We start from the raw sequence: 23,325 nt of genomic DNA, 5'->3' as shown, positions 1-23,325 counted from the left end.
CGTCCCTAGAAGGTGCTGTAGGCGCTCGAGATCGTGCCGGACGGCGTGATCGTGATGGTGTACCGGTCGTTGCGCGATCCGCTGATGAACATGCTGAGCGAAACCGTCTGGTTGCCGGTGGCGCCGGTCGAGCCGTTGATGTTGAAGGTGATCGACGCGGCGCTGGTGGTCTCGATGGAGACGCCCGGCTCGATCAGCACCGTGATCGGATCCCCTTTGAAGTTGGTGTAGGCGTACTGGTTCGCCGGTGCGCTCACGGTGTTGTTGATCGTCATGGTGCGCGGAGTCCGCGTCGACACCGCGTTGTAGCGCAGGGCCCTGAGGTCCGTGGTGACGTTGTTGGCGACGCTTCTCACCTTGTAGGCCCTGAACGCGTCGGCCATGGCGGGCCCGCCGAAGAGGACGAACAGCCCGATGAGGGCGATCACGATGAGGAGCTCGGGGAGCGAGTACCCTCTGTCGTGGCCCGCGTCTTGTGTTCGTGTGGATACCGGCTTCATGTTCGTCTCTCCCGCTCCGCTGAAAGAGCAAGCAATGTGCCACGATCGGGATCGCCTATGCGTCGGCGGGATGTGATGCACCTGCGGGAGTTAAGCGGGGTGACCGGGAAGCGACCGCGGTTACGGAATCGTTCCCGGGCAGGGCTCTGTTACAGGACGTAACAGCGTGTTCGGCCGTTCACAAATCGGGAAGGGCGGCGCCGCCTCCCGGGCGCGCCGGCAGGACGAGGGCGAACGAGGCTCCATGCCCTTTCTCGCTCTGCACCTCCACCTGGCCGTCGTGCACCACGGCCGTCTTCTGCACGAGCGCCAGTCCCAGACCGGTTCCCTTCTCCTTCGTGGTGAAGAACGGCGTGAAGATGCGCGGCAGGTCCTCCGCCGCGATCCCAGCGCCGTTGTCCCGCACGACGATCCTCACTCCCCCCTCCCCTCCCGTGATCGCCTCGCACCGGACGACGACGCGACGCCCGTCGGTGGGATCCGGCGCCGGTACGTCCCCTCCGGCAAGAGTCGCCGTGAACGACTCGAGGGCGTTCAGGAGGAGGTTCCTCACCGCCTGGCGGATCAGCGCCTCGTCGGCGACGATGCGCGGAAAGGTGCCGCCGACCGTGAGCGTGACGCCCGCCGTGCGCGCGTCCTCGGCCAGGTCGCGCGCCAGGTTGTCGATGACCTCCTTGAGATCGACCTCCGACAGGTTCAGATGGAGCGGACGGGCGTAGCGCAGAAAGTCGGTCACGACCTTCTCGATCCCCTCCACCTCGCGCAGGATCGTCTCCGCGTGCTCGCGAGGGGCTGCAGCATGCCCCGCTCCGTTGCCGTTCCCCTTGAGGATCAGACGCGCCAGCCCGTGAATCGTCGCCAGGGCGTTCCTGAATTCATGGGCGATTCCCGCCGACATCTCCCCCAGGACCGCCAGGTTCTCCTTGAGCCCGACCTTCTCCCGGAGGGACTTGATCTCGGTCAGATCGGCCAGCAGGCACAGGACTCCTTCGATCGGCGAGGGGCCCCCCTGCGCCTCGTCCCCCGGGCGGATCGGCGACACCATGACGCCCAGGTGCGTGACCTTGCCTCCCGGACCCGTGAGCGGCACGACCTCACGCGACAGGCTCTCACCCGTGCGCAGGCTGCGCTCGATGAGCTCGATCAGGCGCTCCGCTCCGCCGAGCAGGTCGCCGTACTTGCGTCCGACGGACGCGGACCGATCGAACGACAGAAGCCGCTCCGCCGCGGGGTTCAGGACGGTCAGCCGGCCGCCGCGATCGAAGACGAGAACGGCGCTCGACATCCCCCCCACCAGGTGGTCGCCCGGGAGCGTCGACTGGGACACGGGGCCGGCCGGGACCTTCAGCCGCGTCAGCTCCTGCTCCTGGGCGCGCAGCTTGTCGAGCACTCCCTGGAACGCCTCGACGAGGTAATCGGGCTCATCCTTCCCCCCCTCCGGCGGAGGCCCCGGCACCTGTCCGGGAGCCTGCACGGCGGCCCGGAGCAGCCGCCGGTAGGGCTGCAGCAGCCAGCGGGCGAACAGGATCACCAGCGTCAGGATGAACACCAGACCGGCCGCCTGGAATGCCGCGATCAGGGTCAGGTTGAAAGCGACGCTGCCGAGGGCCGGGACCTCGGTCAGGACTCGGACCACCGCGATGGTCGCGCGGCTCCTGTCCTGGATCGGGCCGTAGGCGGCGAGCGTGGTGTAGCGCGACCGTGGCAGCCTTTCGGGTTGCGCCACGAGTCCGCCGCCGCTTCGCAGACGGGCCGCCGCGGCGGGATTGCCGGCGATCAGCGGGTCCGGCCTGCCGACCCGCGCGGCGTCCGAGGAGGACAGGACCTTGCCCTCGGTCGTCAGGATTTCGATGGCCAGCATCCCCTTCTGGCGGGCCATCAGGTCGAGGAACGCTGGCGGGATGTAGGGGGGGGTGCCGGGCTCGGCCCGCAGGCCGCGCAGCATCTGGTCGCGCTCCAGCTCCGCCCGCACGACGTCCGCCTCCAGCGCGACCCTCCGGCCGACCTCCTCCTGGATGGCGTCGCGCGCCGAGACCAGGAGATGGAAATCGAGGACGATCGCGACCGAGAGGAACAGCACGAGGAGCACCAGGAAGATCTTGATCTGCCCCTCGTAGCTGTGCGGCAGGGGGCGGGTCATCGGGCGGCCCCGAGAAGACCGGCGTACCACCTGACCCACGGCTCCCCCACGAACAGCGCCAGGAGCGCCGCACCGCCCAGGAACACGCCGTACGGCAGCCTCGACTTCCAGCCGTAGCCGCGGAACAGGATCATCGCGACGCCGTAGACGGCCCCCGAGACGGCGCCGAAGAACAGGGTGAACAGGAGGAGCTTCGGACCGAGACAGGCGCCGATCATCGCCAGGAGCTTGAAGTCCCCCTGCCCGATGCCGTCCTCGCGACGCTCCTTCGGCACAGAGCGCGCCTTCTGCCAGAGGAGATAGCAGGCATTGATCGTCCAGGGGATCGCGTAGCCGAGGATCGACCCCAGAAGCGCGTCCCGTACGGGATGGGACGCCGTGTCCGCACGCAGCGGGCTTGTGAGCAGCCCGAAGAGGATCCCCGGCAGGGTGATGGCGTTCGGCAGGATCTGGTGTCGCGCGTCGATGACGATGAGAGCGACGAGCGCCGACGACAGGATCGCCTGCAGCACGAAGGCGGGGGACGGACCGTTCCTCGCGAACAGCAGGGCGAACAGCACCGCGGTCGCCGCCTCGACCAGAGGATACTCCGGCGAAATCGACGTCCGGCAGTGACGGCATCGCCCCCGCAGGAGGATGTACGAAAGGACCGGGACGTTGTCATGCCAGGAGATCCCCCGGCCGCACGCGGGGCAGGCGGAACGGGGACGGACGACGGAGAGTCGCCGCGGCAGACGATGGATGCAGACGTTCAGGAACGAGCCGACGCAGGCGCCCGCGGCGATCACGAAGAACCACAGGATTACGTTCGGCATGTGCGGCACCCCGGCGCGGTCCGATCTACCTTCCCAGGACCAGGCCGCCGCCGTAGCGGACCGCCCCCGTCTGCGGATCGTACAGGTAATCGCGGTCCTCGGGGTCGCGCGGCAGCGCCGGCAGAAGACCGGCCGTCAGGATCTCCTGAAGGTGGCGCGGCGGGCGCTTCTCGCGGTCGCGGAAGCGGCCCACGGCCGAGGTCAGGTCGGCGATATCCACGTCGACCTTCAGGTCGTGGACATGGTTCCAGGCGATGCCGTGCGCGTAGGGGTCGTCGGACGTCTGATAGATCTCGAGCCATTCCTTGAGGGACGTCCGCTTGTCGCCGGCGCGGTTGTACATCTCGGCGTAGAAGCGACGCACCAGAGGGTGAACGCCGGGGACGCGGAGCGCTTTCTCGAAGTAGGACGCGGCCCGCGTGTAGTCATGCAGGTCGTTGTAGCACAGGAAACCGGCCTCGAAAGCAGGCAGCCACTGGTCGGGGTTGGCGTTGACCGCCTTGTCGAGAAGCCGGAGCGCCATCTCCGGGTTGCGCGCCTCGGCCGTCATGATGAGCGCCCCGACCAGGTACGGATCGAGGTAATGCGGGTCGAGCTCGGTGATCACCTGGTCGTAGATCCGCTCCAGGTAGGTATAGCGGTCCTTGATGTCGTAACTGCCGTAGAACTGGATCGACCAGAGGTAGAGCAGATCGGCGAGGAGTCCGTCGAAGCCGAGCGCCGCGACCTTGAGGTATTTCCCCGACGGGAGGTACAGGAGAGGGTGGGCGGTCGCGCCGGGCTTCAGTCCTTCGATGCGCCCCTGCACGAAGATCGCGGCGAGCAGGCAGGCGAGCGCACCCAGGGCCATGATCTGCCGCCTCCGGCGCTGGACGAACGAGGCGGCCATCTACTGCAGCTCCTTGCGCTCGAAGACGGCGCACGCGGTCCACAGGATCGCGCAACCATAGACCAGAAGATAGATCGTGGCCCAGGCGATGCGGCCCGGAGCGATCGCCAGGCCGTGCACGATCTCCCCCTTGATGTCGAAGTTCCCGAGGTTCGGGAGGAGGTAGTACAGGACCCGGCACAGGATCCTGCCGGTCTCGGTCTGGAGACGCTTCGCCAGAAGGTCGAGGCTCCACAGCAGGTGGCCGACCACGTAGAGCGCCAGGGTCATGACGCTCGCGAGGATCGGGGTGGACACGCACGAGAACAGGACGGCCAGCGCGGTGATCAACAGGAACTGGAAGAACAGGAGAAGGACGGCGATCCCGAGGCGGGGGTCGAACATCCCCTTGATGAGCAGGACCAGGAAAAACCAGGCGGTCATGACACAGGTGTTCACCAGGAGCGTCAGCGCCAGACCGGCGTACTTTCCCAGCACGAACTCGAAACGGTGGATCGGCTTGGCCAGGAGGGTGTACACCGTCCGCCTCTCGATCTCACGGCTCACCAGGCCGATGCCGATGAACACCGCCGTCAGGACGCCGAAGACGTCGATTGTGGCGAGGCCGAAGTCCTTGATGATCTTCTCCTCGCTCCCGACGGTCAGGAGCGACAGGATCTGGGCGAAGGAGATCAGGACCACCGCGAACACCAGGAGAAGGTACAGGATTCGATGCCGGATGGCCTCGCGGAACGTGTTGAGTGCTATCGCGTTAACTCTGGCGAGCATGGCCTTCTTCGAGCCGCGCGGTGGGAACCGAGGCGGCCCGCGCCTCCCTGATGAACAGGTCCTCGAGCGACTGGCGCGCGGGTGTCACCGACACAAGGCGGGCCCCCTGCCCGTTGAGGATCGACAGCAGCCGGTGCAGGTCCCCCTGTGTGTCGACCCGGACCAGGACGCGGTCCTCGCGGCGGGACACGATCCGGCCGCACGGCAGGTTGCCGTTCACAACACCCTGCAGCGCCACCTCCCAGTAGGGCACGTCGCGCGACACCAGCTCGTCGATCGTTCCGACAGCCTTGAGCGCCCCTTTCACCAGGAGGCCGACCCGGTCGCAGATCATCTCGGTGTCCGACAGGATGTGGGTGGAGAAGAAGACCGTGCGGCCGCGCGTCTTCAGATCGAGGATGATGTCGCGGACCTCGCGACGGCCGATCGGGTCGAGACCCGACATCGGCTCGTCGAGCACGACGAGATCGGGATCGTTGATGAGCGCCTGGGCGAGGCCGATCCTCTGCAGCATCCCCTTCGAGTAATGACGCAGCTGACGGTACCCCCGGTTCCCCAGGCCGACGCGCTCCAGGAGGTCCTTGACCCGCTTCCGACGCGTGATCCTGTCGAGCCCGAACAGGCGCGCGTGGAAGTCGAGGAACTCCTCCCCCGTGAGGTAGTCGTAGAGGTACGGGTTCTCGGGCAGGAATCCGACGCGTCGTCTGAGCTCGACTCTCGAGGCATCCTCGCCAAAAAGACGGACCGACCCCTGGTCCGGAAAAATGAGGCCCAGAGCCAGTTTGATCGTGGTGGTCTTGCCGGCCCCGTTGGTCCCGATGAAGCCGAACACCTCCCCTTCCCCGATCGACAGGCTGAGACCTCGGAGGATCCAGTACTTGCGGATCGACAGGTGGGATCGATAGCTCTTGTGAATGTCGAGGAGATCGAGGACCGCCATGGCTGACCTCTGAAGACGGGCGGACGGTCACCCGCCGCAAGTCTCAATATAATGATGCCGCCCGGCTTTTCAAGTGTCGGCTGTTCAACGAGTTGCGGCCGCCCGGGTGCGCGCGGCGCGGGGATCGCCCCGGGAGGCACCCCCCCTTCCGTCATCATTATTATTAGTATCGGTCGCAGCCGGCCGGGCTCCGGCGCCGCGCGGCCCTCCACCGTGAAGCGACAGGTAGAGGCGCTCCTGGTCGCGCACCATCTCGTCGATGTCGAATTCCCGCAGGACCGCCCGGGCGCGCCCGGCCAGGACGCGTCCGAGACCCGGGTCGCGAAGGAGGCGGCGGACTCCGCCGGCCAGCCCTTCGATGTCGCCGGGGGCGCAGACGATGCCGGTCGAGCCGTCCTCCAGGATGTCGGACGTCCCGTCCGCCGAGGTCGCGACGATCGGCACGCCCGAGGCGATCGCTTCGGGCAGAACGCGCGGCAGCCCCTCCCACAGCGAGGTGTGCAGCAGGACATCGAGAGACGCCATCACGTTCGGGACGTCGCGCCGCCAGCCGAGCAGTCGCAGCCGTCCTTCCAGACCGAGCTCCGCCGCGCGTCTCTCGACCGCGGGCCGCATCTCGCCGTCGCCGGCGATGACGAAGACGGCTCCGGGCACTTCCCGCGTCACGCGCGCCGCCACCTCGACGAAGGTCAGCGGCGACTTCTGCGGCTTCAGGCACGCGACCATGCCGACGAGCCGCGCGTCCGCCGGCAGACCGAGCTCCCGCCGCAGGACCCCGCGCCTCCCGGGCCCGTCGGGAGCGCGCGTGGCGTCGTCGAATTCCCGCAGCGCGATGCCGCTCCTGATCAGGCTGACTTTCTCGGGCGTGAACAGGCCCAGCGCCAACCCCTGCTCCAGATTGGCCCGCGACACGGCGATGAAGCGGTCGGTGAAGCGCGCCGCCAGGCGCTCGAGCGCCAGAAACGTCCGGTACTGCCATCGCGGCTGCGCCGCGTGGAATCCGTACCCGTGGATCGTGTGCACGACCCTCGGCACGCGCGCCCGGCGCGCCGCCAGCCGTCCGAGAATGCCCGCCTTGGACGAATGGGTGTGGACGATGTCGGGTCGCTCCTCGCGGAAGATCCGGACCAGCGCCAGGAGGGCCGCAAGGTCGCGCGCCGGCCGCACGGCCCTGACGAGCGACGGAATGAAGCGCACCTTGATCCCGAGGCGCTTCGCGTCCTCATCCAGGATCCCCCCCGGACCGCACACCAGGGACGCCGCGAAGGGCGGCTTCATGTGGGACACGGTGTAGAGGGTATTGTCCTGGGCGCCCCCCAGCTCGAGGATCGTGATCACGTGGCAGACCCGGATCGTCCCCTGCATCAGGCGGCCTCGCGCGCCGGCCGGCCGCGCCGCGAGCGCAGCCACAGCTCGAGGACCAGGAGCGTCCAGATCATCTCGTCGTAGTTGCGCTGACCCATCCGATGGATCTTCAGCACCGCCCCGACCGAGTCGGCCCTGAGATACTCGCGCGACAGCGCGCCACGCCCGAGCAGGAGGTCGTGCGCCGGCTCCCTGAGGCCATCGCGGAACCAGTGATCGATCGGCATCCCGAAGCCGGCCTTGCGGGCCCGGCGCACGCTCTCGGGAATGTGTCCACGGTAGACCTCCCGCAGGAACCACTTCCCCCCGCTACCGCGCACCTTCCACCCGGGGGGCAGGGCGGCGGCGAACTCCACCACCCGATGATCGAGGAACGGGCTCCTGAGCTCGAGACCGAACGCCATCGACGTGATGTCGGCCTTGAACAGGAGATCGTCCGGCAGGTAGCGCCCGAGATCGGCGCGCAGCACGCGGTCGATGAGCCGGACCGAGCCCCAGTCGTTCGGGAGCATCCCGAGGGCGCGGGTCGCGTCGATCCCCGCGACCCGGGCCGCGAAGTCCGGCTGGTACAGCCGGGTGATCCGGCGCGCCCCGGGGTTGGCCATCCACAGGGCGTTGCGCTCGCGGGCGGGCAGCTCCCATCCTTCGAGGAACCGCCTGATCCGTCCCGGATAGTTGCGCCGGTTCTTCTCCGAGGACACGGCATCGAGGAGGGCGAAGAACGGAGTCCGCGAGACCACTCCCGGCAGCCAGCCGAACCGGTCGGCGAGGAGATGGGCGCGGTATCGATCGTACCCGCCGAAATTCTCGTCGCCGCCGTCCCCCACCAGACCGACCTTCACGTGGCGCGACACCTCCCGCGCCAGGACCCACGACGGTACTATCGACGGATCGGCGAAGGGAGTCTGCATGTGCCCCACGATCGTCTCGAGAGTATCGAGGACCGGTTCGCGGATGGTGATCTCCTCCAGCGCGAGACCGAGCCGAGCCGCGGCGGCGCGCGCCCTGGGTATCTCGTCGTAGTCCGCCTCGCTGAAACGGACGGTGAAGGCGCGGAAGCTGCCGGCATGGTTGCGCCTGACGTGATAGGCGATCGCCGTCGAGTCGATCCCGCCGGAGAGGAGAAGGGCCGTCGGCACGTCGCTTCTCAGACGGATCTTGACGGCCTCGTCCATCAGGCTCCGGTAGCGCTCCTGGGACTCGCGCAGACGTGTCGCGGGAGCGTCCACGATCTCCGGGAGCGACCAGTAGCGCTCGAGACGCGCCCGGCCGCCCTGGTACACGAGGACGTGGGCCGGCGGCACCTGCAGGATGGAGGCGAAGGCCGTTCCTGGATTCGGGATGAAGCGCAGCGCGAGGACGCTGTGGATCGCCTCGGGATCGGGGGCCGGGGAAAAGCCAGGCTCCGCCAGAAGACCCCCGATCTCGGAGGCGAACCGCAGCCCCCCGTCGTCCAGACGGTAGACCAGCGGCTTCACCCCCAGGCGGTCGCGCGCCAGGAGCAGGACGCGTTTTCTCGCGTCCCACAGGGAGATGGCGAACATCCCGACGAGGCGGCGCAGGAACTCGGCCCCGTGCGCCAGGTACAGCTGCAAAAGGACCTCGGTGTCCCCCGTCGATCGAAAACGCACGCCGCGCCGCTTCATCTCCTCCCGCAGCTCGACGTGATTGTAGATCTCGCCGTTCCAGGACAGGACGACGCGGCCGTCCGGACTGGCCATCGGCATGTGCCCCGCGGGAGACAGATCCTGGATCGACAGTCTCCGGCTGGCCAGACCGATCCCCGGCTCCAGGTGCTCCCCCTCGTCGTCGGGGCCGCGGTGCCCGAGCGCCCGGGCCATGGCCCGCAGCGCCACCGGATCGGGGGGTCTCTGGTCGGGATAGGCGATGCCGGCGATGCCGCACATGTCAGCGCACCTCCGTTCGGGGCGTCACGAGCCCGTCCTCAGCACCGGCGGGCGCTCCGGAACGGCTCCGGACAGACGCTCCGCCAGTTCCATCCCTGTCTTGATCGCCCCTTCCATCGAGGAGTACTCCCACGAGCCGAACCGCCCCGCCGAGAGGATGCCGGCCTCGTTCAGCGCCCGGTGCGCCTCCGGCAGGTTCTTCGCCCTGAAGCGATCGTAGATGACGTACGCCGGATCGAGGACCGACAGCCGCCTGTAGACGAGGCGATCCCCCTTCCAGAGGATGCCGGCCCGGCGCAGATCGTCGACGGCACGCTCGATGACCTCCTCGGGGTCGAACGGCTCGTCGCGCAGGAGCGAGCGTTCCACGTAGAGCGACGAGCAGCCGCGCGGCGCCAGTGTCCGCGACAGGTTCGCCGGGAAGCCGACCCGGTAGAAGGAGTATTCCTTCTCGGGGAAATAGATCCAGTGCGCTCCGGACACCGCGTCACGGTCGACGCCGAGGCTGATGTTCAGGACCTTCACGGCCCGCAACCCCTCGCCGATGCGCGGCAGGTCGGAAGGCAGTCCGCGTGTGATGCGCAGCAGGCGGTCGAGCGGAATGGTCGAGACGAGCCTTTCGTATGCGACCACCTCGCCGGTGGAGAGGTGAACCTCGCGCGCGCGCGCGTCCACCGACGTGACCGTCCGGCCCAGCCGCACCTCCGGCCCGCGCAGGGCGAACGCCTCGGGCAGGACGCTGATGCCCCCCTGACGGGGGTACAGGAACATCGGGTTGTAGCCGAGCCCCCGCACGGTGGCGCCGAAGGCGCCGTCCAGGATCTCCTGGAGAGTCGGACGCGGGATCGACCAGGACACCCAGCCGCATTCGATCTCGTCCAGATCGGTGCGCCACAGCTTGGCGTTGTACGGCAGAAGGAAGTGGTCCGCGATCCCCGCGCCGAACGTGCGCTCGGCCCATTCGCGGAAGCCGATCGTTTCGAGGTCGGGCTCCCCCTCGGCGGCGCGCCGGACCTCCGCCCGCACGAACCCGGCGATGCACTCCTTCACCACCTCGAGCGGCAGGCCGTGCAGGTTCGCCTGGAACGGGTAGGCGGTGTACACACCCTTCGAGAAGATGAGCGCCCGCCGCTCGTGACGGGCGAAGGCCCCCGGCAGGATCTGGTCGACGAGTCCCGCGACCCGCTTGTCGCGCAGGTGCAGGAGGTGGCCGGTGCAGTCGAAGGTGAACCCCTCCTCGGCGTGGGTGCGGGCCAGGCCGCCGACCTCCTCCTCGCGCTCGAGAATCAGGCTCGGCGCGCCGAGGTGATAGCCGACCGAAAGACCCGTCAGACCCGCCCCCAGGATGACGACGGGGTACGACTTCGCGCTCACCCGATCACCCCCTCACAAAGACATGTCGATGCGCCGCAGAAACAGCCCGAGGCCGAGAGCGCCGAGGAAAATCGCCGCGAGCAGGAGGACGGCCACATCGGTCGGCGACAGCATCATGACGATCGCCAGGACCCCGAGGACCGCGGTGGCGGCCCAGGAGAGCAGGACCGTCTGTCGCGTGCTCAGACGCCATTTTCTGAGACGCAGGGCGAAGTGGTCCGGGCTCCCCAGGAACACGGGGAGACCGCGCCGGAATCGGACGTACATGACGAACAGCATGTCGAAGATCGGCACGCCCAGGACGATCACAGGCGCGACCGCGGCGGCGAGGTTCCGGCGCGTGTAGGAGTTGTTCATCGACAGCGCCCCCAGCATCAGCCCCACGAACATGCTCCCGGTGTCCCCCATGTAGATCCGGGCCGGCTCAACGTTGTAACGAAGGAAGCCGCACAGCGAGCCGCACAGGGCCGCCAGCAGGACGGCATACGTCTGGCGGCCGTTGACCGCCGCGATCAGGAACAGGATGAACGACGCGGCCGCCGCGACACCGGCCGCCAGGCCGTCCATGATGTCGATGAGATTGAAGGCGTTGGTGATCCCGAGAAGCCAGAGGAACGACAGCACGATCGCCAGGGGCGGCCACAGGAACCCGAGCTTGATGTACACCGAGGCGTTGATCAGCGTGAGCACCGCGACCACCTGCCCGGCCAGCTTGATCCCGGGCGTCAGGACACCCAGGTCGTCGACGAGCCCCAGGATCAGGACGATGGCGCCGGCCAGGAGCATTCCGAGCACCTCGGTCGAATCGAATCGCCTGGTCGCGGTCAGCGCCAGGAGGAACGACAGGAAGATCGCCAGCCCGCCCAGGTACGGAACCGGTTGCGCCTGTGTCTTCAGCCGCCCGTCCGGCCGGTCGACTATCCCGAAGCGCAGCGCCGCCGCCCTCATCAGGGGAGTTGTATAGAGGGAAATCACCAGGGCCAGCGCGAACGCCAGGCCGCAGCCGAGGAGCCACCCGGTCACAGGGCACCCCGCCGTCCCGCGGCCGTGCCGCTGTCGTGACCGGCCCGGTCCCGGTCCAGGAGCTCCCGGTACAGGTCTTCGATCTCCCGCACCAGTCTCTCGATTCCGAACTCGGCGCGGGCCCTGTCGATTCCGGCCCGCCCCATCTGCGCGGCGCGTACGCGATCCCCGAGAATCGAGGCACATGCGGATGCCAGCGCCTGCGCATCACCGGGCGGCACCAGAAGACCGGTCACGCCGTCCACGACCGCCTCGGGGACGCCGCCCACCCGGCTGGCGACGACCGGCGTGCCCACCGCCATCGCCTCCGCCAGCGTCAGCCCGAACCCCTCCCACAGGGACGGCTGCACCAGCAGGTCGAAGGCGCGCATGATCTCGGGGACGTCCCGGCGCAACCCGGGGAACACGGTGCAGTGACTCACCCCTTCGCGCGCGGCGAGCGCCTCGAGGGAGGGGCGCGCCGGTCCCTCGCCGACGATCGCGAAACGGACGCGCGGCAGCTCGCGCGACAGCAGGCGTGCCGCCTTGAGGAAGACGGCCAGCCCCTTCTTGGGCTCGATGAGCCTTCCGAGCGTGCCGATCAGGAGATCGTCGGCGGAGGCCCCCAGCTCCCGGCGCACACGCTCGCGGACGGCCTGCTCGGGAATGGAGTCCGGCAGCTCGATGGCGTTGCGGAGCGTGCGCACCAGGCCGGACCTCAGTCCGAACGTCTCGATCGCCTCGCGCCGCACCGACTCGGAGCAGGTCGTGATCGCATCCGACATCGGAGCCGTCAGACGCTCGGCGAGGCGCTGGTGCCAGCGCATCCAGGAAAACGTGTCGTGGTGCGCCGTGACGATCACCGGGACCGAGGCGAGACGTCCGACGACGCGCGCCACGAGATTGGCCCAGTACAGATGGCTCCGGAGAATCTGGATCCGCTCGCGCCTCAGGATCGAAAGCAGCCGCCCGAAGACCCGCAGGTCCCAGACTCCCTTCGCGCCGAGCGCCATCGCCCGCACGCCGCGCGCGTCTAGCTCGTCGCCGAGGATTCCCCATCCCTTCAGGCAGGCGACGGTCACCTCGAAGCCGTCGCGCTGAAGGCGCGGCGCCGTGGTCAGGATCAGCTGCTCCGCTCCGCCGACCGTGAACCCCACCGTCAGGATCAGCACGCGCGGCCGGCCGGCGTGGTGGGCCGGCGCCGGGCGCGCGGCGGCCGCCACCCCGGGACCGGGGGCCTGCGGCGCTTGCAGGGGAAGCGTCGCGCTCATCGCGGCCTCGCCAGGATGTCGCGGTACAGGTCGTCCACGCGCTGCGCGACCCGCGACAGGGAATATCTCTCGCGGGCGCGGTTCGCCGCGGACTCACCGAGCCGCCGCGCCCCCTCCGTATCCCCCAGAAGCCGCACGACCGCCCCGGCGAGGGCCGCGGGGTCCTGCGGCTGTACGAGGATGCCGGTGTGGCCGTCCTCGATCACTTCCGGTATCCCGCCGACCCGGCTGGCGACGACGGGCAGCCCCGCCGCCATGGCTTCGAGCAGGCTCAAACCGAACCCTTCGTAGATCGACGGCTGCACGAACAGGTCGAGCGCCGCGAGCACCATCGGCACGTCGCGGCGAAATCCGAGAAAAACGACCCGGTCTCCGATTCCCAGCCGGCGCGACTCCTCCTCGAGGGCCGCTCGTGAGGGTCCCTCCCCGGCGATGACGCAGGCCGCCCGCGGGAACGCCGCGAGAATCGCCGGCAGGGCCTGCATCAGAAAACCCTGCCCCTTCTCGGGAGACAGTCGCCCGACCGCGCCGATCAGCGGGCCGTGCGAGGGGAGGCCCAGGGCGCGCCGCGCTTCCCCCCGCGTCGCGGGGTGGGGCGTCGCCTCGATACCATGGCCGATCACGACCATCTTGCGCCTCGGCAGGCGCTCCACCTTCTCGAGAAAGGCACGCAGCCCCTCGGACACAACGATGACCGCGTCGTCCATCTCGTACGCCAGCCGCTCGAGAAGGAGGAAGGGGTAGCGCTTCCAGGTGCGACGGGTCCGGAACTCGTCCGGGGCGTGTTTGGTCGCCACGACACCGCGCGCACCGCCGAGACGACCGGCCAGGGCCCCGTAGAAGTCCGCCAGATCCAGGTGGGTATGCACGATGTCGATGCGCTCCCGGGCCACGTACCGCCGCAACCGGAGCAGGCAGCCGGGATCGAACTTGCCACGCATCCCGAACCGCACCACCTCGACTCCCGCCGCCCTGAACTCGTCCGCCAGGAGCGGTTCTCCGCGGAGGCAGGCCACGCGCACGAGATATCGGGTCGTGTCGAGGGCCGCCACCAGCCGCAAGACGGAAATTTCCGAGCCGCCGGGAAGGAGCGTCGCCAGGACATGCAGGACCCGGACACGGACATCGCGGTCTCCCCGCGCGGCCGGGGAGTCGAGTGTCGGGCTCCTCCCGGCTTCGGCCCTCCGCAGCGTGGCGATCACGCCACCCCTCCCGCGGCCCGGGCCACAGGTCGCCCGGTCAGGGAGGCGAGCGCGCCCTCCAGGATCTCGAAGCGTCCGTCCCAGCTGTTGCGTCGGGCGTACGCCACGCGCTCGGCCCGCGCCTGCTCGCCGCGCGGGCCCTGGTCCTCTGCGAGGGCCTGCTGGAGGGCGCGCGCGAAATCCTCCCCCGTCTTCGCCAGACGGAGCGGCGCCCCCATGGCGGCCGTCTCCTCCATCGGTGTCGCGACCACGGGCAGCGCCGCGGCGCAGTACTCGTACACCTTGAGAGGGTGGATGGAATGCGTCAGGTCGTTCAGCGCGAAGGGGACGATCCCCGCGTCGGACGCCTTCAGGTACGCCGGCAGATCCGCATACGGGCGGGGCCCGAGAAGACGCACGTTCGAGAGGGCCCGCAGAGGGGACAGGTCGGCCCGCTGCGGGCCGATGAGCAGGAACGTCCACCCCGGCAGGCGGCGCGCCGTGTCCACGAGGAGAGCCACGTCGAACCAGCCATCGATCGCCCCCGCGTAGACGGCGCGCGGTCGCGCGGCGGTCCGGATGTCCTCCGGCTCGGCGCCGCCGGCCACGAACGGCCCGGGATCGCAGGCGTTGGGCAGATGGAGGACGCGCCGCGCTCCCTTCTCGCGGGCCCGGGCCACCAGCCGCCGGGCCGTCGCCACGACCAGGTCGGCGCGGCGGCAGATCTCCGTCTCGAGAATCGGGAAGCTCCGCGGCGTGTCCGGAAACGCCGCGGTGTCGTCGCTCATTCGATAGACGGCCGCCGTGTGCGGCACTTCGTCGAGGAGCGCCAGGAACGGGCTGCCGGTCGACATCCACAGGAGATCGACCCGCTCGAATCCGGCGCGGGCCAGGACCTTCCTGAGCCTCGGCACGGTGGCCCGCAGAGTCAGGCGGTGCATGAGCGGGCGATCGAAGAGGGGATAGGGTCTGTACGGCAGGAGCGTCATCGGTGCGTAGGCGAACAGGCGTCCCTTCTGAAGCGACTCCCCGCCCCGCCGGTAGAGGCGCAGACGTCTTCGGGTCTCGTCGTTCCGCTTGACGAGGTTCACGGGCGACACGGGGCCGACGCACCAGGCGACGCGATCACCCCGGCGCACGAATCGCTCGGCATAGTGGTGCCCGCCGACCCGGATCGGAGCGCCCGGCGCGAACGACTCCCACATCAGGACGTTCATGTCTGACCCCGCACGGCCCGTCCGAGCGCGAAGGTGGCGCGCATGGCGGCCCCGATCTCCTCGAGACCGATCACCTCGTGGGGCTGGCCCAGGAGCGCCCGGCCGATCTGCTCCCACTGCCGGGCGAACCCCTTGTCCTGCCGGCCCAGGTCGAGCGAGCCGCCGGGCTTGCCTGCGACCTCGAGCCGCGTGAAGTCGTCCAGGACGATCGCGGCGCCGCCCTTGAAGATCTCCAGGCGCTCCTTCGGGAGACCCGCGTCCCCCAGGCCCGTGTAGGCCAGGACGGCGCGCGAGCCGCCGGGGAGATCGAGAAGCGCCGCGAACGAATCCCCCTGCACCACGAGGGCGCCGTCCGAGGGCAGCGCCGTCGCCTGGATTTCGAGCACCGGACCGCCGCCGGTGAGATGCAGGATCAGGTCGAGGAAATGGCAGCACTCCCCGAGGATCCGCCCGCCCCCCTGCGCGGGGTCGTTGACCCAGTGATCGGGCGGCAGCGCCAGGGCGTTGACCCTGTACACGAGGAAGGTGGGGCCGGGGAGCCGCGACAGGATCTCGTCCGCCCGCTTCACCAGCGGGCTGTACCGTCGGTTGAATCCCACGGCCAGAAGACGCCGCGTCCGGCGCGCCTCCTCCAGGATCGGTTCGATCTCCGCCTCATCGAGACAGAGCGGCTTCTCCACCAGGACGTGTCTTCCGGCTCGCAGCGCCTGGAGCGTCTGGGACGCGTGCAGGTGGTGCCGAGTCCCGACCAGCACCAGGTCGATCGTGTCGTCCCGCAGCATCTCCTGAAGGTCGGTCGTGGCGAGCGCCATTCCGAAGCGGCGCGCGGTCTGCCGCGCGTTGAGCGGCGATGCCGTGGCGACGCCGCGCAGCCGGAGCCCCGGCGCCCGTTTCAGGAGCGGCAGGTGAACCGATTTCACGAAGCCGCCGGCGCCGCAGATCCCGACCCCGGCCTCCGACCTTCCGGCGGGAAGCGGGTCGAACGCCGCCGGCGCGGCGCTGTATCTGGACGAACGGGACACGGGCGCCGGCGCACCGGCGGCCCGGGAACCGGGCTCCGCACGGGCGCCCGCCGCCTCGCCGCCCGCCTCCCCCGCTCCGGCCGCCGCGGCATAACGCAGGAGGACGCCGATCGGCCTGCCCGCGGGAGCGTCCCTATCGATCTCCTCGTACGCGGCGGCCGCCTCCTGCAGCGGGAAGACGCGGTCGATGAGCGGACGCACCGCCACACGGCCGTCGCGCACCAGGTCGAGGAAGGCGATCATGTTGCGGTTGAGCGTGAACCGGACGTACGGCGCCGGGTAGTCGGTCCCCTTGTCCTCGTAGGACGGATCGTACCGGCCCGGACCGTACGAGGTGCTGATGAGCAGGTCGAGCTCCTTCTCGTACATCAGGGACCGATCCAGATCCAGGCGGACGTCACCGACGATCACCACCCGTCCTTTCCTCCTCGCGAGGCGCATCGCCAGGTTGGCCGTCTCCGGGGCGCTCGAGTGCGCGCAGACCAGGACGGCGTCGGCGAGAAGACCGCGGCTCGCCCGCGCCACCTCGTCGGTCGGGTCGCGAGCCGCGAAGTCGTACGCCTCGAATCCCAGCGAGCGGCCGCGCGCCGCGCGGGCGGGATCCGGATCGAACGCGACGACCCGCGCCCCGGCGGCCCGGAGGATCTGGGCGGTCAGGAGTCCGATGAGCCCGATCCCCAGAACCACGGCGCACTCGCCGATCTGAATCCCCGAGCGCCGCACCCCCTGAAGCGCTATCGATCCCAGCGTGGTGAACGCCGCTTCGTCGAGCGGCACCTCTTCGGGCACGCTCACCGCCAGATTGCGCGGCACGCAGATCCACTCGGCGTGCGATGCGCGTCCCGCCCCGGCGCAGGCCAGGCGGGTTCCGGGCGGGAGATCGAGGACCCCGGGTCCCGCCTCGTGCACGATGCCGCTGGCGGAATAGCCGGGGGCGATCTCCTCCCCTTCCCCCGCCGCGCGCACCCTGTCCCACACCGCGGCCGCCCCCTCGCGACGCAAAAGCTCGATGGCCCGGGCGAAGGTGGACGGATCGGCGGCGCGCTCCAGGAGCGTCGACGCCTCGCCCGAGCGCAGGGCGGCCCGCTCCGTGCCGGCGCTCAGGACGGACCACGCCGTCCTGACCAGGACCGTGCCCGGCCCGGCGGAGGGGACGGGAACCTCCTCGACCACCGCCCTCCCGCGCCTCAGCAGGACCTGCCTCACGGACGCTCCTTTTCGCCGGCGCGGTCGCGACGGCGCGCCTCCAGGCTGAACCGACCGATGATCGGAAGCTCTCCGGTCCAGTCGTAGCGAACGACGGGCGCCCGCTCCAGCCGCCCGTACCCGGCCGAGAACAGCCCTTCCTCGAGATGCGCGCGCGCCCCCTCGGGGAGGGCGATCGGCGCGAGCTCGAGCTCGACCTCGTCCGCGACGAAGCGTTCCGGCGGCCCGGACGGCGGGAATGCGGGGTTGAACTGAGGCGCCAGATGGAAGAACCACTCGATGCGGTGTTTCGATCGTCCCTCCAGGCGATCCTCGATGACGAACCGGCGCGTCCTCTTGTTGAGGAGCACGATGCGACGATGCACCACAGGATCCGGGAGACGGGTGTACCCGTGGTGCAGGGCGTCGACCAGGTCGAAACCGGCGCGCGACTCGAAGCGGAGCACGCGCGGACGGTCGGTGCCCGGCAGCACGAAGGGCGTCTTCGGGATGGGATTGATCTCCTCGCCGTCGACGCGAACGGTGTTGTGGAACGAGGTCGAGCGGAACCGGTCCCGCAGGACGAGATCCGGAGTGTAGGTGCCGGTGCCGGGGTCCACGATCAGGTCGCGTCCGAAGGCCTGGATCTCGACCGCCAGGGTGTCGTTGTGTGCGTGCGTCCCCTGCCCTTCCAGGCCTACCGGCCCGGCGTCGAGGAACGCGTACAGATCGTCGTGGCGCAGCACGACGGTCCCGGCCGACTGGAAGTGGCGCCCGGTGACGGTCACGCGCGAAGCCCGGCTCCGCCTTTCGAGACGGCGCGCGCAGTCCTCCCCGAAGAGCCAGAACGCCTCCTCCCAGCGGTCACCCGCCAGACCGAACAGGGCGTCATCGTCGAAGACGCACCCGGCGACCGCGAGGAGGTGCCGGTGATCGCGCCGGTCGGCATCGTGGTCCCCGAGAATCTGCAGCCGGCCGTCGTCGTTGTCGCCGATCTGCGGCGCCCGCCCGTCCGGCTTGGTGTAGTGCGCGATGTACTCCACCATGCGGCGCACCCGCGCGCGCATCGCCGGCAGCCGGAAGCCGGCCCGTTCGAGGAGCAGCAGGGACGTCAGCGCCATCTCGGTCATGAGCCTGTGATACGCGGTCGAGGCCTCGAAATCGACTCCGTCCGGCAGCGTCTGCCGCTCGTTCTCGCGCGCGATTTCCGTCACGGCCATGCCCTTCCAGTCGTCCGCCTCGGGGGCGCCGCGGAACAGGGTGCCGAGGAACAGGAGCCCGACCAGGTCGGCGAAGTAGTGGTTCGAGGTGACCGGATGCCCGTTCTCGAGATTGGCGGCGATGAAACGTCCGTGGACGAACAGCGAGCGCAGGAACAGGGACGCGAACGGACGGTCCCCCAGGATCTCCGGGCGGAACAGGACCCAGGCCCAGACCCAGTTCACCGCGCGGATGGCGACATCCATGGTGCAGGTCCAGTTGACCCCCCGACCCGGGCGGTTCTCCGCGATCCAATCGACCACCTCGCCCCGGAACTCCTCGTAGTACTGTCTGTTTCCCGAGAGCCAGAGCGCCTGGCCCAGGAGCGGCAGGTGCTGGAATCGCGACAGCTCCCACGGAACCTTGACGTCGGCCCCCTGTCCGAAGCTCTGCTCCAGCCCGGCACGCAGGTCCTCGAAGTAGGCGCGTTTGTCCCACGACCGTCCCGACTTGAAATCCGCGTGCCAGGGCAGCCGGGGCCCGAGGTCTCTAGCACCCGAGCCCAGAAGCGTAAACCGGTGCGCCCGGGCCGCGTCGGCCTCCCGGAGGATGCGGTCCCGCCTCCCCCCGCCCTCGTTCGCGAAGAACGAGGCCGCGTAAGGACGCGGGAGATCGACGACCGGCAGGCTTCCACTGTCGCGCGCGGCGGCGGCCAGGAATTCGTCGAACGTGCCGAACCTCCCCCCCAGGTCCCCCAGGAGACCGTTCTCCGAGGGCGTGGACAGCCGGGCCGTGTCACGGAAGCGGCGCACCGCCCGCCCGACGCACCGGCGCAGGTCGCGCGCCGCCTCGAACGGAGCGCTGAGAGCCCGGCTCAGCTCCATGCGACGAGCCCCATGGTCTTGAGCCTCGCGGCCAGGACGGCGGCGCGCGCCCGCCAGGTGTGCCGTTCGACCGCCCGGATCCGGGCCGAAGCACCGAGGGACGCCCGCAGAGGGGCGTCGTCGATGAGACGAACGACGGCCCTCGCCAGCGCCTCCTCGTCGGCGGGCGGGACGAGGAGAGCGGTCCGTCCGTCGTCCAGGACCTCCGCGATCTGCTCCAGCCGGCTCGCGACGATCGGTTTTCCCATGGCCATGTACTCGAACAGCTTGGTCGGCGATCCGAAGAAGCGACTGCCGTCGGCGTTCGGCACGTGCGGCGCCACCAGGATATCCATCGCGGCGAGGTGCCGCGGTCCCTCCTCCTGGGGCACGAGACCGGTGAAGACCGCCCGGGCGGACAGACCGCTCCGCTTCAGGAACGTCTCGCACGCCACCCGCTGCGGCCCGTCGCCGACAAACAGGAAGAAAGCCTGCGCGCGCTCCGCCAGCACGCGCGCCGCGGCCCGCGCCAGGACCGGGGCCCCGTGCCACGCCTCGAACGTCCCGATGAAGCCGACGACCACCCCGTCCGGGACACCGTGCCGCTGCCGCTCTTTCCTCCCGTCGATGTCGGGGCGGTAGCGCTCGACGTCGACGCCGTTCGGCAGGACGACGACGCGATCCGCCGCGACACCACGCGCCAGGAGTCCGTCCCGGAGCGGCTCCGACACGACCGAGACGAGGTCGGCGTGACGCAGGTTGACCTCCTCGATCCTCTCGAACAGCCGGCGGTGTCGGAGCGGCCGGCCCCAGTGATCGGCGATCCAGACCTCCGATCCGTTGTATTCCAGGACCAGCGGCAGTCCGATGGTCCTCGACAGGGCGACCCCCGCGTGGCTGGCCGGGTCGAACCGCTGGTACAGCAGTCCGGCCGGGCGCCGCGCCAGGAACGCCGCGGCCCCGGTCTCGAAGACCAGGGAGTGCGCCACCGCCGGAAGCTCGCGGCGGGCGGCGTAGAGACGGCGCGGCGGCACGACGTGGATTTCGTGGCGGGCCGGGTCGATCGCCGCCGGCCGGGTGGTGGCGACGAAGTCGACGTCGCACCCCAGGGCGCGGAGCCCCGAGGCGACCCCCTCGGTGTGCCCGACCGAGCCCCCCGCCGCGACACCGCTCCACAGATCGGTGCGCAGGTAGCAGACGCGCCTCGAGGCCGCGGGGCGGGGCGCGTGCCGCGCCGCGCGCAGGAGCCGGCGCAGCCGGAACCCGGTGCGCAGGAGGGCCACGGAGGTGGCGGCGCAGCCGGCGAGGAGGAACGGCACGTCCCGGACGAGAAAGCGTCCTGCCGAGACGTCCAGCGCGCGCCCGCTCCTGTCGACGAGCCGGCGCCGCGCCGCCAGGGGCAGCGCCAGGAGGGCCTGCAGTCTCCCGATCGATTCGTGGGTGTCGATATCGTCGACCAGGATCACGATCTCGTCGGCCCCGAGAGCCCTGAGAAACCTCGCCAGGGCGACGGGACCGAGAGTGCTGATGTCCTCCCGGCGCACGGGCAGGACGGCGCGCCCGGGAAGCAGCGTCTCGAGCGCGCGCTCGGTCCCCGGGACGTCCCGCACCAGGAGCAGGACGGCGGCGCGCGTGACGCCGGTCCGCGCGCGAGTCACAGGTGTCTCCTCGATCACCCGTTTCAGGACGGAGGGCATCACGCAGCCTCCCGCGCGATCCAGTGGTCGTACCACCGGCTGAGGTTGTACAGCGTCCAGAGGTGCCACGAGTGGTCCCGTGCCGAGGCCCGATGGGCCAGGAACAGCCGCTCCACGTGGTCGTAGTCCAGGAGGTTCTCCTGCCGCATCCGCGAATGCATCACGGCCGAGAAGGCCTCGCCGTAGAGCTCGCCGCGCAGCCACTCCTTGACCGGCGCGCCGAACCCCTGTTTCGGGCGGTGGATGATCTCGTCCGGCAGGATCCCGGTCATCGCCTTCTTCAGGAGATACTTCGTCTGTCCTCCGCGGATCTTGAGGTCGGTCGGAAGGCGCATGGTGAACTCCACCAGCGCGTGATCCAGGAACGGCACGCGCGCCTCCACCGACGAGGCCATGGTGATCTTGTCGACCCGCATGAGCAGGAGCTCCGCCAGGCGATTGTGCAGCTCGAGATAGATCATGCGCTTCCCGAAGTCGTCGTCGCCGAGGCGCTCACGGGCGCGCCGGTCGATCTCGAGCACGATATCGTGAGAGTTCAGGCCGTCGATCCGCAGACGGGCGTCGCGGGACAGGAGACGGCGCTTCTCGGCCTCGCGCCACGCGATCGCCCCGCCCCAGAAGAACGTCTCTTCGCGCGCCGCCGAGCGCAGCAGATCGAGACGCTCGCCCCCCCGTCGCAGGAGGAAGGCCAGGCCGCGGGCGGCATCGTAGATCGCACCGCGGACGTTGCGCGGCAGGCGCATCAGCGGTCTGAAGTAGCGCGCGTGGTTCCTGTACGAGCGCATGTAATGCTCGTAACCGAAGAACTGCTCGTCGCTCCCCTCCCCGACCTGCACCACGATGGTGCCGGTCCGCCGAGCCAGGCGCGCCACGTAGTGCAAAGGGACGCACACCCAGTCCGCGATCGGCTCGTCCTGGTGGAAGATGAGCTCGGGCATGAAATCGAGCAGGTCGCGCGATCCGATCTCCACTTCGTGGTGGTCGGTCTTGAACAGCTTCGCGACCTTGCGCGCATAGTCGAACTCGTTGTACGTCGGCTGATCCTTGAAGCCGACGGAGAACGTGCGCACCGGGCGATCCATCACGCGCGCCATGAGCGCCACGTTGGCCGAAGAATCGAGCCCGCCCGACAGGAACACGCCGAACGGCACATCGGCCATCATGCGCTTCTCCACCGCCCGGGCGAGCAGGTCGCGGATGCGCGCCGCGGCGAACTCCCCGTCCTCGTAGGGCGCCCCTTGCTCCGGCGGGACCTCGAGCGGGTCCCAGAAAGTCTCCGAGCGGATTCCTCCCTCCCGATCGATCGTCACGCACGTGGCCGGGGGGATCTTGTGAATCCCCTGGAACAGCGTGCGCGGCGCCGGCGCGGCGATGAACGTCAGGTAGTGGTAGAAAGCGGCGAGGTCGATCCGACGCGACACACGCTGGTGGGTCAGGATCGCCTTGATCTCCGAGCCGAACAGGACCGTTCCGGGGAGGACGGCGTAGTAGAGCGGCTTGATCCCGACCCGGTCGCGCACCAGGAGGAGCTCCCCCTTGCGCGCGTCCCACAGACCGATGGCGAACATCCCCTCCAGGCGGCGCACGAAGCCGGGTCCCTCCTCCTCGTAGAGGTGTACGAGGGTCTCGGTGTCGGTGCGCGACCGGTAGGTGTGGCCCTTCTTCTCGACCTCGGCACGGAGCACGGCGTGGTTGTAAATCTCGCCGTTGAAGGTGATCCAGACGGTGCCGTCCTCGTTCGACATCGGCTGCCGGCCGGCCGGCGACAGGTCCACGATCGAAAGACGCCTGTGACCGAGACCGACGCGGCCATCCGGCGAGATGTAGATGCCGGCGTCGTCAGGACCGCGGTGCGTCATGGTGTCCCGCATCCGGATGAGAGCCGCCTCCTCGACCTTCCGCGCGTTCGCGCCGAACTCAAAGACCCCGCAGATGCCGCACACCGCCCGACTCCGTCATCTCAAACCCTGTAAACAACTTGTGGAAGGT

General features: G+C 69.6%; 17 protein-coding genes. All 17 read right to left on the bottom strand.

The genetic code is table 11. The features are described from left to right. Positions 1-5: 5 nt before the first annotated feature. The 17 genes from VEW47_15440 to asnB (VEW47_15360) all read right to left on the bottom strand — a co-directional run bounded on the left by VEW47_15440 (position 6) and on the right by asnB (VEW47_15360) (position 23,279). Positions 6-500, bottom strand: a complete 495-nt coding sequence (locus VEW47_15440) for a GspH/FimT family pseudopilin (GenBank protein ID HYS06575.1) — start codon at positions 498-500, stop codon at positions 6-8. A 178-nt stretch (positions 501-678) separates the two neighbouring features. Beyond that, complete coding sequence (locus VEW47_15435) at positions 679-2,640, bottom strand: ATP-binding protein (protein HYS06574.1); 1,962 nt, start codon at positions 2,638-2,640, stop codon at positions 679-681. Continuing rightward, positions 2,637-3,455: a prepilin peptidase gene (locus VEW47_15430; protein HYS06573.1), complete on the bottom strand. Its 819-nt coding sequence runs from the start codon at positions 3,453-3,455 to the stop codon at positions 2,637-2,639. Before VEW47_15430 ends, VEW47_15435 begins: the two co-directional genes overlap by 4 nt. A 25-nt stretch (positions 3,456-3,480) precedes the next feature. Then, positions 3,481-4,344: a tetratricopeptide repeat protein gene (locus VEW47_15425; GenBank protein ID HYS06572.1), complete on the bottom strand. Its 864-nt coding sequence runs from the start codon at positions 4,342-4,344 to the stop codon at positions 3,481-3,483. Beyond that, complete coding sequence (locus tag VEW47_15420) at positions 4,345-5,112, bottom strand: ABC transporter permease (GenBank protein HYS06571.1); 768 nt, start codon at positions 5,110-5,112, stop codon at positions 4,345-4,347. It abuts the gene before it with no gap. Further along, positions 5,096-6,052 (bottom strand): ABC transporter ATP-binding protein, encoded by a 957-nt coding sequence (locus VEW47_15415; GenBank protein ID HYS06570.1) that lies wholly within the window; start codon positions 6,050-6,052, stop codon positions 5,096-5,098. Before VEW47_15415 ends, VEW47_15420 begins: the two co-directional genes overlap by 17 nt. Before the next feature lie 84 nt (positions 6,053-6,136). Beyond that, positions 6,137-7,417, bottom strand: coding sequence for a glycosyltransferase family 4 protein (locus tag VEW47_15410; GenBank protein ID HYS06569.1), 1,281 nt, complete (start codon positions 7,415-7,417; stop codon positions 6,137-6,139). After that, complete coding sequence (gene asnB / locus VEW47_15405; GenBank protein HYS06568.1) at positions 7,417-9,324, bottom strand: asparagine synthase (glutamine-hydrolyzing); 1,908 nt, start codon at positions 9,322-9,324, stop codon at positions 7,417-7,419. Before asnB (VEW47_15405) ends, VEW47_15410 begins: the two co-directional genes overlap by 1 nt. 24 nt (positions 9,325-9,348) lie before the next feature. Then, the gene (locus VEW47_15400; GenBank protein ID HYS06567.1) at positions 9,349-10,698 is read right to left on the bottom strand and encodes an FAD-dependent oxidoreductase; all 1,350 of its coding nucleotides are present in this window, start codon (positions 10,696-10,698) and stop codon (positions 9,349-9,351) included. A gap of 12 nt (positions 10,699-10,710) precedes the next feature. After that, positions 10,711-11,721: an MraY family glycosyltransferase gene (locus tag VEW47_15395; protein ID HYS06566.1), complete on the bottom strand. Its 1,011-nt coding sequence runs from the start codon at positions 11,719-11,721 to the stop codon at positions 10,711-10,713. Further along, the gene (locus VEW47_15390) at positions 11,718-12,971 is read right to left on the bottom strand and encodes a glycosyltransferase (protein HYS06565.1); all 1,254 of its coding nucleotides are present in this window, start codon (positions 12,969-12,971) and stop codon (positions 11,718-11,720) included. Before VEW47_15390 ends, VEW47_15395 begins: the two co-directional genes overlap by 4 nt. Next, on the bottom strand, positions 12,968-14,173 hold the full coding sequence (locus VEW47_15385) for a glycosyltransferase (protein ID HYS06564.1): 1,206 nt from the start codon (positions 14,171-14,173) through the stop codon (positions 12,968-12,970). The genes VEW47_15390 and VEW47_15385 overlap by 4 nt, the downstream gene beginning before the upstream one ends. Continuing rightward, on the bottom strand, positions 14,170-15,369 hold the full coding sequence (locus tag VEW47_15380) for a glycosyltransferase (GenBank protein ID HYS06563.1): 1,200 nt from the start codon (positions 15,367-15,369) through the stop codon (positions 14,170-14,172). The genes VEW47_15385 and VEW47_15380 overlap by 4 nt, the downstream gene beginning before the upstream one ends. Continuing rightward, positions 15,366-17,597, bottom strand: a complete 2,232-nt coding sequence (locus VEW47_15375; GenBank protein ID HYS06562.1) for a bi-domain-containing oxidoreductase — start codon at positions 17,595-17,597, stop codon at positions 15,366-15,368. Before VEW47_15375 ends, VEW47_15380 begins: the two co-directional genes overlap by 4 nt. Continuing rightward, the gene (locus VEW47_15370) at positions 17,594-19,660 is read right to left on the bottom strand and encodes an alginate lyase family protein (GenBank protein ID HYS06561.1); all 2,067 of its coding nucleotides are present in this window, start codon (positions 19,658-19,660) and stop codon (positions 17,594-17,596) included. The genes VEW47_15375 and VEW47_15370 overlap by 4 nt, the downstream gene beginning before the upstream one ends. Then, a complete protein-coding gene (locus tag VEW47_15365) occupies positions 19,651-21,336 on the bottom strand; it encodes a glycosyltransferase family 4 protein (GenBank protein HYS06560.1) in 1,686 nt (561 codons plus the stop codon). The genes VEW47_15370 and VEW47_15365 overlap by 10 nt, the downstream gene beginning before the upstream one ends. Continuing rightward, the gene (asnB, locus tag VEW47_15360) at positions 21,336-23,279 is read right to left on the bottom strand and encodes an asparagine synthase (glutamine-hydrolyzing) (GenBank protein ID HYS06559.1); all 1,944 of its coding nucleotides are present in this window, start codon (positions 23,277-23,279) and stop codon (positions 21,336-21,338) included. The genes VEW47_15365 and asnB (VEW47_15360) overlap by 1 nt, the downstream gene beginning before the upstream one ends. Positions 23,280-23,325: the final 46 nt, after the last annotated feature.

The organism is Candidatus Dormiibacterota bacterium (assembly GCA_035635555.1).
GTDB lineage: Bacteria > Acidobacteriota > Polarisedimenticolia > Gp22-AA2 > Gp22-AA2 > Gp22-AA3.
This window is presented reverse-complemented; position numbering and strand designations above follow the sequence as displayed.